Below are 15,311 nucleotides of genomic sequence, written 5' to 3'. Positions count from 1 at the left end.
GCGGAGGCCCCGCGATCACTCCAGCGACTCTATCAAAGTCGCAGGTCACGGGGCCAGCGCTGGCGTTCGGGTCGGGCGTGACGGGGAAGACACCCCGCGCGGCCCAGGGCCGCGCGGGGGTGCCGGGATCAGGCGTAGGCCTCGAATTCGGCGATGCGGGGCGTGCCGCTCGCGCTCGTGATGACGAAGTTGAGCTTGGTCGTGGAGACGGCGGTGAAGGTGATCACCCCTGCTCCGGTGCCGGAGGCGAGGACGGCGCCGGTCGCGTTGTTCACGACCTGCCAGTTGTCGATGTTGCCTTCGGTGCCCGCGGCTTCGCGGATGTTGATCGTGTCGATCGTCTGCGCGGTGCCCCATTTGACGGAGACGCGGCCGGTGGTGCCGGAGGGCGACCAGTACGTGCTCATGGAGCCGTCGATGACGTTGCCGAAGCTGGTGCCGCTGGCCTTGCTGGAGCCGTCGGCGCCGGCGCCGATGGCGAGGTTGGTGCCGCCGGGCGGGTTGGTGGTGCCGGGGTCGGTCGGCCCTGTGGTGGGGTCGGTGGGGCCGGTCGTCGGGTCGGTCGGGTTCGTCGAGGGGGTCTGCGCGTTGCAGCTGCCGTCGGAGACCTGGTTGCCCTTGTTGGCGCCGGCCGTGGCGGCCACGATCCGCGGGACGCAGGAGGCGTTGTCCAGCGTGTAGCTGTAGGGGACGCTGATCGTGGTGGTGGAGGGCATGCTGGGCCCGGCGGGGTAGTTCTCGCTGGCCTGGCTGGACCAGGTCACGTTGTCGAGGATGTTGCCGCTGGTCTGCCAGGTGCCGCGCTCGTTCGTGTAGAACGTGCCGAGGACGTCCTTCGAGTCTTCGAAGTAGTTGTTGTCCACTTTGGCCTTGCCGCCGGCGCGGGAGTTGATGCCGGACTCGACGATGCCCACGTAGTGGTTGTTGTAGACGTGGGCGGTGCCGCCGCGCAGGAGGGGCACGCGCGAGTTGAGGTTCTGGTACAGGTTGTGGTGGTAGGAGATGAAGCTGTTCGACGTGTCGGTCTCGCTGGAGCCCACCAGGCCGCCGCGCTCGGAGTTGCGCAGGATGCTGTAGGAGAGCGTGACGTACTTGGTGTCGGCCTTCATGTCGAAGAGGCCGTCGTAGCCTTCGGCTTCGCCGCCTGAGGCTTCGAGGGTGAGGTGGTCGGCCCAGACGTTGCGCACGCCGGATTCCATGCCGATGGCGTCGCCGCCGTTGGAGGTGGGCGAGCCGGACTTCTTGACGTTCTTGATCGTCAGGTTCTGCAGGATGATGTTGCTGGAGGACCGGATGTGGATGCCGATCTGGTCGAACACGGCCCCGGAGCCGACGCCGACGATGGTGACGTTGCTGACCTCTTTGAGGTCGATGAGGGTGGCGCCGACGTCGCAGCTGCTGCCGGAGACGTCCGCGGTGTTGCCGTGGTTGATGGTGCCCTCGACCTGGATGGTGATCGGGGTGCTGGAGCTGGCCCGGTTGCACAGGGCCTGGTTGATCTGGGTGCCGGTGGTGGCTCTGACGACGGCGCCGCCGGCGCCACCGGTGGTGCCGCCGTTCTGGGTGGCGTAGCCGGTTACGCCGCCGGTTGCCGCGGAGGCGTTGGTGATCGACAGGGCGACGCCTGCTGCGACCACGGCAGCGGTGGCGATCACCGCGGCGATTCGGCGGGTGACGGTTCTTCTCATCAGGGGGGTTCTCCTTCGTCGAAGATAGATCGATATATGTCAATGAGTGTAGGGAAAGCCCTTTCCCGGGGTCAAGGCCTACCGTGCAACCGATTGCAGAAACTTTTTTCCAAGGCCAGACCGCGTCCGTGACCCCCCGGGCACGGGCGCGGCCGGCGTCACCGGCCGGTGCGCGACCAGCCGTCCGAATCGCTGACGTCCCGGTCCGGGGCCACCGGCCCGACCGGCCGGTCCTCGTACTGGGTCGAGAGCACGATGTGCGTGCGCATCTCGCCGAGCTCCCCGAGCTGCTCGATGAGCCCTTCCAGGTGGGCCAGGGACGCGGCGCGGACCTTGAGCATCGTGCAGTGCTCGCCGCTGAGCTTGTGGATCTCGGTGATCTCCGGGAAGTCCTCGGCGCTGGTGGTCTTGAGCAGGCAGCGGTGGAGCTTGCAGCGCAACTGGATGAACGCCAGCATCGGCTGCCCGGCCTTCGCGGGCGCCACCCGCGCCGCGTACCCGGCGATGACGCCGGACTCCTCGAGCCGGCGCACCCGCTCGGCCACGGCCGGGGCCGAGAGGTGCACGCGGCGGCTCAGCTCGTTGAACGACAAGCGGGCGTCCGCCTGCAGTTCCGCGAGGATCTTCCAGTCCACGTCATCGGGCTCCGATGATCGAGAGGTGTGCATCGAATCTGCCTTTCGTTCGCTAACCCGAAGGGCCGCAGACCGTTTCGTCGGCCATTCAAATCGGCCCCGCGAGCTTCTAACCTCGGCGCATGGAGATTCACGGTACTGCCGCGGCCCTTGGCGAACCCGCGCGCGCGAGCTCGCGGCCTGCGATGCGGGTGCTGCAGGCGGCCTGCGTCCTGGGCGGCTTCGCGCAGGCGCTGACGGGCGCGGCCGGCTCGCTGCTCGCCTACGAGATGACCGACTCGGCGTCGGCGGCGGGCCTGCCGCAGACCGTGCTCGTGGCCGGATCCGCTGCGGCGGCGGCGATCGCGTCCCGCCTGGCGGTCCCGCTCGGACGCCGCCGCACCCTCGCCGCAGGTGCCGCCGCCGCGACCGCGGGCGCGATCGTCGTCGTCGCCGGAGCACTGCTCGCCTCGCTCGCGCTCGTCCTCGGCGGCTGCGCACTCCTGGGCGCGGGCACCGCGGTGGTCATGCTCATCCGGTACGCCGCAGCCGAACAGGTATCGGAGGCATCGAGACCCAAGGCGATGGCGTCAGTGTTGACCGCGACCACGGTCGGCGCGGTCGCCGGACCGAACCTCCTCGCGCCCACGAGCATCATGGCCGAGCGCTTCGGGCTGCCCGGCCTCACCGGGCCGTTCCTGTTCGGCGCGTTGGCCTTCGCGATCACCATGGCGATGCTGCACCTGGGGCTGCGCGACGCCCCGACGCCGGAGGCCGAGGCACCGGCGGTCCGGCCGGGACGGCTGCCTTCGGCGCGGCCGGGACTGGCCGTCCTCGCACTGTCCAATCTGGTCATGGTGGCGGTGATGACCATGGCGCCGGTGCAGATGAGCCACCACGGCGAGCGCGGACTCGGACTCATCGGCCTCGTCATCAGCGTGCACATCATCGGCATGTTCGCGCCCTCGGCGCTGAGCGCCGGGCTCGTGCAGCGCATCGGTGCGACCGGCACCGCAGTCCTCGCCGGATGCGTGATGGCCGCGGCGTGCGCGTTCGCCGCGGCCACCGCCTCGCACTGGATGCTCGGCATCGCCATGGCGGCCTTGGGGATCGGATGGAACCTCGGCCTGGTCTCGGGCAGCGCGATGCTGACCGCCGCGGTGCCCCGTGAGGTGCGCGCCGCCCGCGAAGGCCTCGGCGAGGTCGGGATGGGCGTGGCCGCGGCGATCGGCGGCCTCGCGTGCGGACCGCTCGTCGCGCACGGCGGCTACGTCGCGCTCGCGATGGCGGGCGCGGTCGCGGCCGCACTCATCCCGGCCCTCGCCGTGGCGGGGCCGAAGCCCTAGTACAGGGGCGCCGCCGCATCGGTGAACGGCTCGGGATCGGCGGTCCCGGTGGCCTTGACGACCAGGTCCGCGAAACTCGCGGTGCTGTAGGCGTTGTCGGCGCCCGCGAGCAGGCCCGCCATGCCGCGCGCGTGGGTGGCGTCGTCGGCGGTCAGGACGGGTTCGCCGTCCACGAGGCCGGTGATGCGGCCGCCTTCGAAGCGCAGCGTCAAGTGGCGCCATTGCCCGGCCGGTGCGGTGATCGAGGCGGCGGCGAGCACGCGGGTGCCGCCGGGGTCGCGATCGTTCGCGGCGGCGATGATGGCCTGCTGCTCGGCGTCGCCCACGAGCTCGGCCTTGTCCTCCTTGCCGTTGACGCTGAGGAGCCGGAAGGTGCCGTCAGCGTTCAGCTCGAACAGGTAGCACTTGGGGACGAACCCGTACCCGGTGCCGACGTGGTTGACGCGGCCCATGACGGCCGCGGTCTCGCCCGCTTCGAGCCGCACCCGCACGCCGACCTCGTAGTCGTCCCAGGCCTCGTCGCCGATCACGGTGTACGGCAGCCAGTCCGGCGACCAGGAGTGCGGCGCCTGCGGCACGGCCTGGCGCAGGAGGGTGCCCTGGCCGTCGGGGTCGGGCGCCAGTTCGAAGGCGCCGGCGATGTCGGCGGTGTAGCGCGGCAGGAACCCGCGGGCGGCCGCGTCCCCGTAGCCGTCGAAGGTGTCGCGGTACGGGAAGGGGAACGGCCGGCTCTCGGGCACGTCGTCGAAGCCGCCCTTCCGCTGCCCGGTGGTCGTGGACAGCGAGTACACGGCGTCGGGAGCGAACTCGACCTCGAACTCGCCGTCGACGGGCGCAATGACGCCGATGTGGACGAACTGCTCCTCGGCGGTGCTGCGCCACACCGTGATCGGCGTATTGGCGAGGCCGTCGCCGATGCGCAACCGCAGGCGCTGGGGACCGGTGGCGTCCTTGGTCTCGGCGATGAGGCTGAAGTCCCCCGTCTCGGAGCGGAGGGCGACGACCGTGCCGCCGCCCTCCAGGACCGTGGAGGCGTCGTGCAGGTAGGTCCAGCCGAGCTCCGTGAACTGTCCATAGTGGGCGTAACCCCAGAGCGCCTCGCGCACGGCGTAGTGGCCGCTCCAGGGCTCGCGGGCGACGACCATCGCCGGCTCCTCGGGGTACGGCTCGACCGGGTAGACTCCGGCGATGTCGTACCAGAGCACCACCTTCGTGGCCCCGTGGAGCAGGTAGTTCTCGTTGAAGCACTCGACGATGCCGATGAGGCAGTCGAAACCGGGGCGGTAGACGTGGTCCTCGGTGTTCCAGATCGGCTTGCCGGTCTCCTCGGCCCACGCGCGCACCTCCGGGCTGGAGCCGGAGCCCTCGCCGCCGTACATCACGTGGCCGCCGAGGACGTCGATGGCCTGGGCCGCTTCGGGGTCCCGCTTCAGGTCCTCGATGAAGTCGAACTTGTCGGGCGTCCAGTTGTCGAAGGCGTGCAAGGCGATCGACCCGAACCCGGCCTTCTCGAGGGAGGCCTTGAGCTGCTTGGCGAACGGGATGCTCACGCCCTTCTCGTTGCGGCACCCGATGGCGTCGAGCTCGAGGCCGTGCACCTCGCGCAGGATCTGCACCCAGGAGACGTAGTAGTCGGCCATGTCCTGCGACCAGTACTCGCCGTCTCCGACCCAGCCCGGCGCGCTCCACGCGACGGCGTCGAGGCTCAGGTCCGGGTTGCGCCGCTTGGCCTCCCGCATGACCCACCACGTGTAGCCGCGGTGCGTGCCGAGGTCGTCCGGGGTGTGCATGTGGCTGGGCATCGAGCCCTGGGTCGAGTTGCCGTCGCCGGGGACCTCGACCAGCATCGCGCTCACCGACGCCCCGAACCGTGGCGCGAACACCAGGTCCAGGATCTGGCTGCGTTGCGGCTCCGGGTAGTCCTTGAACAGCGCCGAGGTCGCCCCGCCGCCGTTCACCGCCCCGATGCCGTCGAACCGCCGGTCGCGCGGCCCGGATCGCAGCTCGATCACTCGGGGCTCGGCTTCACTGCTCATCGCTGCTCCTCAATTCGTACTGCACTGCGGGAACGGCACGCCGGCACCCGCCGCGAAGAACGATACGAACGATGCTCCGCTTTGTCAATGGATGAAACCAACATATGGTCGCCTTGGTTTCCAGTGGCGAGCAACTCGTCCTATTTCCGATGACTCGTGTCGCGTCCGTCCTTGGGATGGAACAAACCGGCCTGCAGGCACTCGCGCATTAGGCCAGGTTAGTTCCAAACACGGCCGCGACAGCCGCATTCGTTTTGTTTCTGACTTGAACATAGATGATTGACTCATCGAGGCATTTATGTTTAGCTATCCCGAGGTCGGGTCAGTGATCAATCGCGATCGCCCCGGCACGCCCGACCTCCGACGGCGATCGACTGCAGAGAGGTTCCACCATGTCAGCGACACCCGCGCCCGGCAGGCGGCGTTCGCTTCGCCGAGTGCTCCTCACGGTGCTCACCGCCGCGGCCACGGCAGCCGCCGCCGCGTTCTTCCTCCCCGCCGCCCAGGCCCAGACCTCCGGTTTCCACGTCGTCGGCAACGACCTGGTGGACGCCAACGGGAACGTCTTCGTCATGCGCGGCTCCACCCACCCCCACGAGTGGTACCAGGGCGAGACCGAGGCGATCTCGGACATGAGCGCACTCGGCGCCAACACGGTCCGCGTCGTGCTCGGCTCCGGCCAGCAGTGGGGCCCCAGCCCCGCCGCCGCCGTCGCGGACCTCATCGAGGAGTGCAAGGCCAACAAGGTCGTCTGCGTCCTCGAAGTCCACGACACCACCGGCTACGGCGACCAGTACGCCCCCAACGCCGCCACGCTCGACCAGGCCGTCGACTACTGGGAGTCCATCAAGGACGTCCTCGTCGGCGAGGAGGAGTACATCCTCATCAACATCGGCAACGAGGCCTGGGGCAACGACAACGTCGCCGGCTGGGAGCCGGCCACCACCGCCGCCGTGCAGCGCATGCGCCAGATCGGCTTCGAGCACACCCTCGTGGTCGACGCCCCGAACTGGGGCCAGGACTGGACCAACACCATGCGCGACGGCGATGCCGCCCAGCGCATCTTCGACGCTGACGTCCTCAGCAACACCGTCTTCTCGGTCCACATGTACAGCGTGTACGCCGCAGGCCAGACCGTCATCGACTACTTCGACGCGTTCGAGGAGAAGAACCTGCCGCTGATCGTCGGCGAATTCGGCGCGGACACCCCGGTGACGATCGAGGAGGAGGCGCAGGAGCGCGGCATCGGCTGGATCGCGTGGTCCTGGAGCGGCAACAGCGCCATCGACCACGACCAGGTGATCGGCTTCGACCCGACCCAGATGCGCCCGTGGGGCGAGCGGGTCTTCCACGGCGTCAACGGCATCGGGGCCACCTCCGAGCGGGCCACCGTCTTCGACGGCGGCACCGAGCCGACCACGTCGCAGGAGCCGACCTCCGAGGACCCGAGCACTCCGGCCGGAGGCGACTGCACCGCGAAGATCGAGGTCGTGAGCGACTGGGGTTCGGGCTGGCAGGGCAACGTCAGCATCACCGCCGACAGCGGCGCGGTCGACGGCTGGACGCTCACCTGGACCTGGCCCGGCTCCCAGACGGTCTCGTCGCACTGGAACGCCGACCTCGCCCAGGCGGGGAAGACCGTGACGGCCTCCGACGTCGGCTGGAACGCCACGGTCTCGGCGGGACAGACCCGCGGCGTCTTCGGGTTCATCGGCACCGGCCCGAGCAATGCGGCGCAGGTGACCTGCGCCGCCGCCTGACCTAGGCGCACAAGGCAAGAGGCCCTGCCGGGTCGGTCCCGGCAGGGCCTCTTCCCGTGTTCAGGCGTCGCGGGTGAGTTCGAGGACGAGCGCTTCACCTGGCGCGAGCAGCGGCGGCTGGACGCCGACCTCGGCGAGCACCGAGCCGGGCAGGACCAGCCCCGTCGCGAGCCACGGCGGCGGCGAGTCGTCCAGACCGCGCGGGACGGTCAGTTCCTCAACGGGCGCAACGCGATAGCGTCCGTTTGGGTCGAGTCCGGGGACGCGGAGCATCGGTGCGAGCGCGCGGCTCGCGGTGGCGTGCCGGGCGAGCCTGACGACCGCACAGCTCCGGTCCTCATTGGTCACCGCGGTCGCGGTCGCGCCGTCGTCGCCCGTCTCGGAGTGGGTGAGCGTCCCGGTGTGCAGCAGGCCCCGGAGGCGGCGGTAGGCGTTGATGCCTGCTCGCAGTTGTTCAAGTTCGCTTGGGGTGCAGGAGGTGATGTCCCATTCGATGCCGGCGTGCCCGAAGAGCGCGGTCGCGATCCGGAAGTCCAGGCTCGCGGCGCGGTGGGTGGTGTGGGCGACCGGCGGTCCGATGTGGGAGCCGATGAGCTCGAGCGGGAGGAGCAGCTCGGTCCAGCGCTGGATCGCGAGGCGCTCGATCGGGTCGTTCGTGTCCGAGGCCCACACCCGGTCGGTGCGTTCGAGCACGCCCAGGTCGATGCGGGCGCCGCCCGAAGCGCAGGACTCGATCTCGAGCCCGGGGTGATCGGCCCTCAGGCGGTCGAGCAGGCGGTACACGGCCTCGGTGTGGCGGTGGACGTTCGCCCGGCCGTCGTGCACGGCCTCGATCAGGTCCCGGTTCTGGTCCCACTTGATGTAGTCGAGTCGGTATTCGGCGACGAGCGCGCCGATCGCGTCCAGGAGGTAGTCGAACGCGTCCGGGTGGGCCACGTTGAGCACGTACTGGCCGCGCCAGGTCCGGATGCCCGCGTCCAGCGGCTGCAGCAGCCATTCGGGATGGGCGCGGGCGAGGTCGGAGTCGGGGTTGACCATCTCGGGCTCGAACCACAGCCCGAACTGCATGCCGAGGGAGCGGACCTTGTCTGCGATCGGGTGCAGCCCTTCGGGCCAGACCCCGGTGTCGACGGTCCAGTCGCCCAGGCCCGCGGAGTCGTCGCGGCGGCCCTTGAACCAGCCGTCGTCGAGCACGAACCGCTCGACGCCGATGGACGCGGCCGTGTCGGCGAGCGACGCGAGCCGGCCGAGGTCGTGCTGGAAGTAGACCGCCTCCCAGGTGTTCAGCACGACCGGACGCGGCGTGCGCGGGTGCGCCGCACGGGACCGCAGCGAGCGGTGGAGGCGGGCGCCGAGGCCGTCCGTGCCGGTGTCGCTCCAGACGAACACCCCTGCCGGCGTGCGGAACGACTCCCCGGGCGCGAGCTCGATCTCACCGGCGCGCAGGAGCGGCCCGGCCCCGATGAGCGGCTTGGCCTCCGGGAGCGCGTCGTGCCGGTAGACGGCGTCGCCGCTCCACGCGAGGTGCACCGCCCAGACCTCCCCAGTGGACGTTGAGAATCCGGGGGTGCCGAGGGCGAGCACGAACGGGGCGTCGTGGCCCGTGCGGCCGCGGCGCGTCTCGCGCACGTGGCTGCCCTGCGCGAGCGGGCGCCGCTGCGGGGCGCGTTCGCGGGTCCAGCGGCCGGTGAAGTCGAGGACCTCACCGGCGCGGTCGCCTACGGGGAGCACGGTTTCCAGGCCGGTGAGCGCGAGCGGTCCGGCAGCGGTGTTCTGGAGTTCATGGTGCAGGCGCAGGACGCCGGCGTCGTCGAGGACGAGTTCGATGTCGAGCGCGAGGCCCTCGGCCACCGCGCGCACCTGGAGGCTCTCGGGCTTCGCGGCGGCTTCGGCGACCGTCCACCGGGGGTGCTCGATGCGGCCGGCGCGGTGGGCCGCGAAGCCGGGGCGGCCTTCCCAGCCGTCGTGCTCGCCGGGCAGCAGCGTGAGCGGCCAGGGGTCGTCCAGCGCGCTCGGCGAGACCGGCCGGGCACGGGCCGACCGCAGCCCGGCGAGGTCGGCGCCGGTGAGTTCGCCCAGGTCCCGGCCCCAGTGGAGGACTTCGGGGAGGCCGTCGTCAGGGAGGTGCACGACGACCGCGACGCCGCCGCCGCGCAGGACCAGGATCGGCTCGCCGGTCTCGGGCGCGCCGGTACTGGGCGAGGACCGGACCGGCACGGGGCGGGACTGCGGCGTGGCGATGCCGGATACGGGCTCGTTCATGCGGGCCTCTCGGAGACGACTGCAGCGGACGCCCAAGTATGGGCACGGGAAGTTTCTTTGTCAATCGACGAAACTAAAGTAGTCTCAGAACCGGAGGCAGGAGCGGATCGCCAGGACCGCCCCGGCGCGGGCCCACTCCCCGAACTCGAACGGCTGGATGTCGAAGGTGATCGGGGCGCCGTAGGGGTGGCGGTGGGCCTCGATCGCGGAGGCGATCTCGTTCCGGGCGATCTCGGTGACCGCGATGCCGTCGCCGGTGATCACGATCTTCTCGGGGTCCATCGTGTTGGCCACGGTCGCTACCAGCACACCGAGCGCGCGGCCGGCGTCGCCGAAGGCCGCCATCGCCGCGTGGTCGCGGCCCCGGGCCAGCGCCACGACGGCGTCGTAGTCGAGTCCGGGGGTGCGCAGTGAGGCGACGATCGAGCCGTTGGGCAGGTAGCTGCTGACGCAGCCGCGGTGCCCCTGCCCGCATTTGGGGCCGTTGGAGTCGACGAGCTGGTGGTCGATCCGGGCGCTCTTGCCGTGCGCGCCGGTGACGACCTTGCCGTCCACGACCAGGCCGAGGCCGACGCCGGCGCCCACGGTCAGGAGCGCCATGGAGTCGAATCCGGCGCCTACGCCGAACCAGTGCTCGGCGGCGGTCAGGGAGCGCACGTCGTTCTCGGTGGCGACGGGGATGCCGAGGCGGTCGCTGACGAGGCCGGCGAGTTCGACCTGCTGCCAGCCGAGGAAGACGGACTGGGCGACGACCTGGCGGCCTTCGTTTTCGGTGACGTCGCCGGGGAGGGCGATGCCGGCGGCCGTGATGTCCGGGTGGGCGGCTTTGAGGCGGTCGTGGACTTCGCCGATCTGGGCGACGACGTCGTCGACGGCTTTGGAGCGCAGGGGTTCGTCGTGGGCGGTGAGGACGTTGGCGGTGAGGTCGGTGACCACGGCGAACAGGGCTTCGGCGGTGAGTTTGACGCCGAGGAAGCTGCGGGCTTCGGGGCGGACGTGGAGGAGTTCACTGGGCCGGCCGGTGGCGCCGCGCAGTTCCGAGGCGCCTTCGGCGACGAAGCCGTGGTCGACGAGGGTGCGGGTGACGCGGGTGAGGCTCGCCCGCGACATGCCGAGCTGGCGTGCGATCTCGGCGCGGGACTTCGGGCCGTGGATGAGCAGCTCGCGCAGGGCCTGGCGTTCGACGCCGCCCAGCGCCGGCCACGGCTCGGGCTCGGCGTTGCCGAAGGCGGTTGGACTCGTCATTGCAGCTCCTCGCTTTGTTTCGAGTGAAGCCTACCTAGTGGAACCGGGTAGGCGTAATTACCAATACGTCCGCAATTTAGGCGATAACCGCCCGATTAGTTCGCCAACTTGATTTCATCAGTTGACAAAGTATTGCGGGCTGGGTACCGTACTGCGCACCAGGCGGGCCATCCAAATGCATCGATCTTGGCGTGGCCGGTCCGGGCGCATCCGCATCCCCAGCTCAAGGACGAGGACGACATGCCTACTCCCTCAGACGGTTCATTGTTCCGCCGCCGCTCCCTGCTCAAGGCGGCCGGCATCGGCACCGCCGGCGCCGCCGGATTCCCCCTGCTGTCCGCGTGCGCCGAGGTCAGCGGCGGCGAGGGCAACGTGCAGGAGGTCGACCAGACGCTCGACATCCTGCCCACGTACAAGGAGTGGCCGCTCCCGATCGAGCCCGACCTCGTCGGCGAGCCGCCGAACCACCCCAGCGGCTACCTCGCGTACCCGAACCCGCCCGCGAAGGCGATCGCGAACCCGCCGAGCAACTCCGGGTCCTACCAGGTCTACGTCCCCAACTGGGGTCCGGCGCTGGCGAAGGACGACCCGTACCTCCTGGCGATGCAGGAGGCCACCGGCGGCACGAAGATCGAGTTCGTGCAGAGCGACGGCGAGGCGTTCGCCGAGGCGTCGACCCAGTGGATCCAGGCCGAGGAGTTCGGCGACGCGATCTTCATGTTCGGGTGGATGACCAACTCGCACGCGGGCTTCAACGAGACCGTCGTCAACCGGTTCGCCGACATCTCCGACATCGTATCGGGCGACATCGCCGAGCGCTGGCCGCTGCTGGCCGGCCGCGGCGACAACGCCTGGGCCGACTCGGTCTGGTCCTCCGACCCCGAGGACCCGGTGGGCTCCGCCGGGATCTACGGCGTGCCGTGGGGCCTGCTCGGCGGGCCGTCCAACGCGTTCTTCCACCGCGCGGACCTCTTGGCGGAAGGCGGCTTCGCCGTGCCGACCACTGTGGAGGAACTGCTCGAGACCGCCCGTGCCTGGTCCGACGACAAGGCTGGCCGCTGGGCCATCGGCGGCACCGACTACATCTCCAAGGCCTGGTTCCGGCTCGAGGCCACCGGCTGGCTGTGGGACGGCTCGGGCCTGGTCCACAACTACGAGCGCTCCGAGTTCAAGGAGTGGGTCGAGTTCCAGCGCACCCTGACCGACGAGAAGCTGCGCCACCCCAGCGTGGGCAGCGCCGACTTCGACGGCAAGACCCTCCACCGGACCGGCGAGATCCTGTTCGACCAGGACGGCTGGAGCCGCTGGTGGCAGATGACGCAGGAGGTGCGGGCCACCGGCGAGAACCCCGCGTTCGAGCTCGGCCCGGTCGGCGCGCTCACCTTCCAAGGGCGCGAGCCGATGTACCACTCCGCGTGGGGCGTGGGCGGCTGGCTGTTCTTCCGCAAGGACCTCGGCGAGGACGCGATCGCCGAGCTGCTCGACGTCTCGAACTACGTGGCTGCGCCCTACGGCACCAAGGAGTACGAGACCGTCCAGTTCGGCTTCGAGGGGCAGCAGTTCGAGTACGACGCCGACGGCCGCCCCGCGCTGACCGAGGCCGGGGTCCGCGGCTTCCAGGACTCCCTGTCCTACACCGCGATGAGCGGCACCACCGAGTACCTGCTCGAGGGCCCCGCCGACGTCATCGAGGCCCGGTTCGCGTTCGACGAGGCGATCCTCCCGTACCTGGACACGAACCCGTTCGCGGGGCTGCGCCTGACCAGCCCCGAGTCCGGCACCAACGCCGGCTCGGTCTTCGACGAGAAGGTCAACGACATCATCTACGGCCGCGCCGAACTCAGCGAGCTCGACGGTGCCGTCGCGACCTGGAAGTCCGAAGGCGGCGACGAGGCCCGCGAGTTCTACGAGAAGGCCTACAAGCAGCTCCACGGCGAGTGACGGCGGCGCGGGCGGCACGGCACCGCCCGCACCCCCATTGTGGACAGCCCCCCACGATCCCTTCGGAGACGACGAGAGCGACATGGCAGTGACAGCAGAACCGGCGGCGCCGACCGCCGCGCCACCGAAGACCCGCGCGACCGCGCCCCGGCGCAAGCCTTTGCGCCACCGGCTGCGACTGGACTGGCCGCTGGTCGTCCTCACCGTGCCCGCGCTGGCGCAGCTCGCGGTCTTCTTCTACGCCCCTTCGGCGTACAGCGTCATCGCGTTCATGGACTACAGCCCGTACCGGTCGCTGTGGGAGAACCCGATCGTCGGGTTCACGCACTTCCAGATCCTCTTCGAGGACCCTTACTTCGTCGACGCGCTGCTCAACACCCTGCAGTTCGCGTTCGCGCAGCTGCTGTTCGTGTTCCCGACCTCGATCGGGCTCGCGCTGCTCATGCACAGCGTGATCTCCACGAAGCTGCGCAGCACGTTCCAGTCCATCGTGTACCTGCCGTACTTCTTCTCGTGGGTGCTGGTCGTCTCGGTCTTCACCCAGGTGCTCGGCCAGGACGGCCTGTTCAGCCGCTGGCTGGTCGGCATGGGCGGGGACCGGCTCGACATCATGCGCGACCCGGACAGCTTCATGTTCCTGGCGTGGCTGCAGTGGACGTGGAAGGACGCCGGCTGGGGCATGATCATCTTCCTCGCGGCCCTCGCGTCGATCAACCCCGCGCTGTACGAGGCGGCCGCCGTGGACGGCGCGAACCGCTGGAAGCGGCTGTGGCACATCACGCTGCCGAGCATCCGGCCCGTCATCGTCCTGCTGCTCATCCTCCAGCTCGGCAGCATCCTCTCGGTCGGCTTCGAGCAGTACCAGCTGCAGCGCGCGTCAGTCGGCTGGGGCGCTTCGGAAGTGCTCGACACGTTCGTCTACTACCGGACGATCCTGTCGGCGAACGGCGAATCCCTCGGCACCGCGGCGGGCCTGTTCAAGGGCGTCATCGGGCTCCTGCTCATCCTCGCCGCCAACAACATCGCCCACCGCCTCGGAGAGCAAGGGATCTACCAGAAGTCATGAGCACCCTCACCGCCACCCGCTCCCGCCGCCGCGACCAGCGCCCCGCCTGGGACGAGGAGCCGTCGTTCCTCGGCAAGTCCGTCAAGGCGCTGTTCCTGCTCGTCTACGCCGCCGCGATCATCGTTCCACTGTGGGCGGTGCTCGCGACGAGCCTCGCCACCGAGGACGCCCTGGTCCGCTCCGGCGGCGACATGATCTTCCTGCCCACCGACATCAGCCTCCAGGCCTACCGCGAGATCCTCTCCGGCGGCGCGGTCACGAAGTCGCTGCTGTTCACGCTCATGCTCACCGCCGTGGGCACCGCCATCAGCCTGGTGCTCACCGTGGGCGCGGCCTACGGGCTGTCGCGGCCCGGCTCGGTGTGGCACCGCAAGATGCTGACCGCCATCCTCGTCACCCTCCTGTTCGCCCCCGGCATGTACCCGTCGTACCTGGTCGTCCAGGACCTGGGCCTGCTCAACGACATGTGGGCGCTCATCCTGCCGGTGTGCTTCTCCGCGTGGAACCTCATCGTGCTGCGCACCTTCTTCATGACGAGCGTCCCCGGGGAGCTCATCGACGCCGCGAAGATCGACGGCGCCGGCGAGTTCCGCACCCTCTTCAAGGTGGTGCTGCCGATGTCGAAGGCGATCCTCGCGGTCATCGGGCTGTTCTACGCGGTCGGCTACTGGAACACGTACTTCCTCGCGGTGCTCTACACCCCGGGGCTGGAGACCAAGCCCATCCAGGTGCTCATCCAGCAGTGGCTCATCGCCTCGACCGGGCCCGCGGGCCAGGACGCGGCCGCCGCGGCCGCGATCTCGTCCGGGATGGAGAACGCCCCGGCGGCCTCGCTCAAGATGGCCGCCGTGGTCTGCACGATCATCCCGATCGTGATCATGTACCCGTTCATCCAGAAGCACTTCACCAAGGCCGTCATCACCGGCGCCATCAAGGGCTGACCGGGTTCCACCGATTTGCGCGTACGCCAACGTGAACTGTGCTAGCGCTTTAGCATCGGCCTATGCAGATCAACGCAGAAGGAACCGTCGTCGAGGAACTCGTGCGGGCCGCCGCGGCATCGCCCTCCGGCCGGGCCGGGAAGACCGTGCACGGCGGCAGCGGACGGATACTCGGCCAGACCCTCATCGCCCTGAACCGCGGTGCGGCCCTGGACGACAACCCGAACCCGGCCGAGACGACCTTCCTGGTCATCCGCGGCCGGGTTCGCCTCACCGCCGACGGCGAGTCCACCACCGGCGGCCCCTTCGACCTCCTCCCCGTCCCCGCGGACGACGACTACGACCTCGAGGTGATCGAGGACGCGGTCGTCCTCATCACCGTGGCCCGCCATTCCGACTGAGCCGCATCTGG

11 protein-coding genes are annotated in these 15,311 nt (G+C 69.9%); 6 read left to right on the top strand and 5 right to left on the bottom strand.

The genetic code is table 11. The features are described 5' to 3' along the window. Window positions 1-128: 128 nt before the first annotated feature. Together O2L52_RS17540 and O2L52_RS17535 are read right to left on the bottom strand one after the other, a co-directional pair. Complete coding sequence (locus tag O2L52_RS17540) at window positions 129-1,688, bottom strand: pectate lyase family protein (RefSeq protein ID WP_270117089.1); 1,560 nt, start codon at window positions 1,686-1,688, stop codon at window positions 129-131. Between the two features lie 158 nt (window positions 1,689-1,846). Continuing rightward, window positions 1,847-2,356, bottom strand: a complete 510-nt coding sequence (locus O2L52_RS17535) for an Lrp/AsnC family transcriptional regulator (protein ID WP_270117088.1) — start codon at window positions 2,354-2,356, stop codon at window positions 1,847-1,849. Between the two features lie 89 nt (window positions 2,357-2,445). On the opposite strand from O2L52_RS17535, the gene O2L52_RS17530 reads away from it, so the two are divergent. Beyond that, window positions 2,446-3,648 (top strand): MFS transporter, encoded by a 1,203-nt coding sequence (locus tag O2L52_RS17530; protein WP_270117087.1) that lies wholly within the window; start codon window positions 2,446-2,448, stop codon window positions 3,646-3,648. Here the strand turns inward: O2L52_RS17530 and O2L52_RS17525 are convergent. Then, entirely contained in the window at window positions 3,645-5,684 is a 2,040-nt protein-coding gene (locus tag O2L52_RS17525) for a glycoside hydrolase family 30 protein (RefSeq protein WP_270117085.1), read from the bottom strand. The genes O2L52_RS17530 and O2L52_RS17525 overlap by 4 nt on opposite strands. A gap of 392 nt (window positions 5,685-6,076) precedes the next feature. On the opposite strand from O2L52_RS17525, the gene O2L52_RS17520 reads away from it, so the two are divergent. Beyond that, the gene (locus O2L52_RS17520; RefSeq protein ID WP_270117084.1) at window positions 6,077-7,444 is read left to right on the top strand and encodes a cellulase family glycosylhydrolase; all 1,368 of its coding nucleotides are present in this window, start codon (window positions 6,077-6,079) and stop codon (window positions 7,442-7,444) included. A gap of 60 nt (window positions 7,445-7,504) precedes the next feature. Here the strand turns inward: O2L52_RS17520 and O2L52_RS17515 are convergent, their stop codons facing one another. Both O2L52_RS17515 and O2L52_RS17510 read right to left on the bottom strand, forming a co-directional pair. Continuing rightward, window positions 7,505-9,706 carry an alpha-galactosidase gene (locus tag O2L52_RS17515; protein ID WP_270117083.1) on the bottom strand — a complete coding sequence of 734 codons (2,202 nt, stop codon included), beginning with the start codon at window positions 9,704-9,706 and terminating at the stop codon, window positions 7,505-7,507. An 84-nt stretch (window positions 9,707-9,790) separates the two neighbouring features. Next, the gene (locus O2L52_RS17510; protein WP_270117081.1) at window positions 9,791-10,951 is read right to left on the bottom strand and encodes an ROK family transcriptional regulator; all 1,161 of its coding nucleotides are present in this window, start codon (window positions 10,949-10,951) and stop codon (window positions 9,791-9,793) included. A gap of 240 nt (window positions 10,952-11,191) precedes the next feature. Here O2L52_RS17510 and O2L52_RS17505 point away from each other — a divergent pair, with 240 nt between their 5' ends. From O2L52_RS17505 to O2L52_RS17490, 4 genes are all read left to right on the top strand, one after another. Continuing rightward, window positions 11,192-12,892 carry a type 2 periplasmic-binding domain-containing protein gene (locus tag O2L52_RS17505; RefSeq protein WP_270117080.1) on the top strand — a complete coding sequence of 567 codons (1,701 nt, stop codon included), beginning with the start codon at window positions 11,192-11,194 and terminating at the stop codon, window positions 12,890-12,892. An 82-nt stretch (window positions 12,893-12,974) separates the two neighbouring features. Then, window positions 12,975-13,958 carry an ABC transporter permease gene (locus O2L52_RS17500; protein ID WP_270117079.1) on the top strand — a complete coding sequence of 328 codons (984 nt, stop codon included), beginning with the start codon at window positions 12,975-12,977 and terminating at the stop codon, window positions 13,956-13,958. Then, a complete protein-coding gene (locus O2L52_RS17495) occupies window positions 13,955-14,899 on the top strand; it encodes a carbohydrate ABC transporter permease (RefSeq protein WP_270117077.1) in 945 nt (314 codons plus the stop codon). The genes O2L52_RS17500 and O2L52_RS17495 overlap by 4 nt, the downstream gene beginning before the upstream one ends. 62 nt (window positions 14,900-14,961) lie before the next feature. Continuing rightward, window positions 14,962-15,300, top strand: coding sequence for a cupin domain-containing protein (locus O2L52_RS17490; protein ID WP_270117075.1), 339 nt, complete (start codon window positions 14,962-14,964; stop codon window positions 15,298-15,300). The last annotated feature ends 11 nt before the right edge of the window (window positions 15,301-15,311 follow it).

It is taken from the genome of Glycomyces algeriensis (assembly GCF_027622855.1).
In the GTDB taxonomy this organism is placed as follows: Bacteria; Actinomycetota; Actinomycetes; order Mycobacteriales; family Micromonosporaceae; genus Glycomyces; species Glycomyces algeriensis.
Note: the sequence above shows the minus strand (reverse complement) of the source record. Positions and strands in the feature narration are given on the sequence as shown.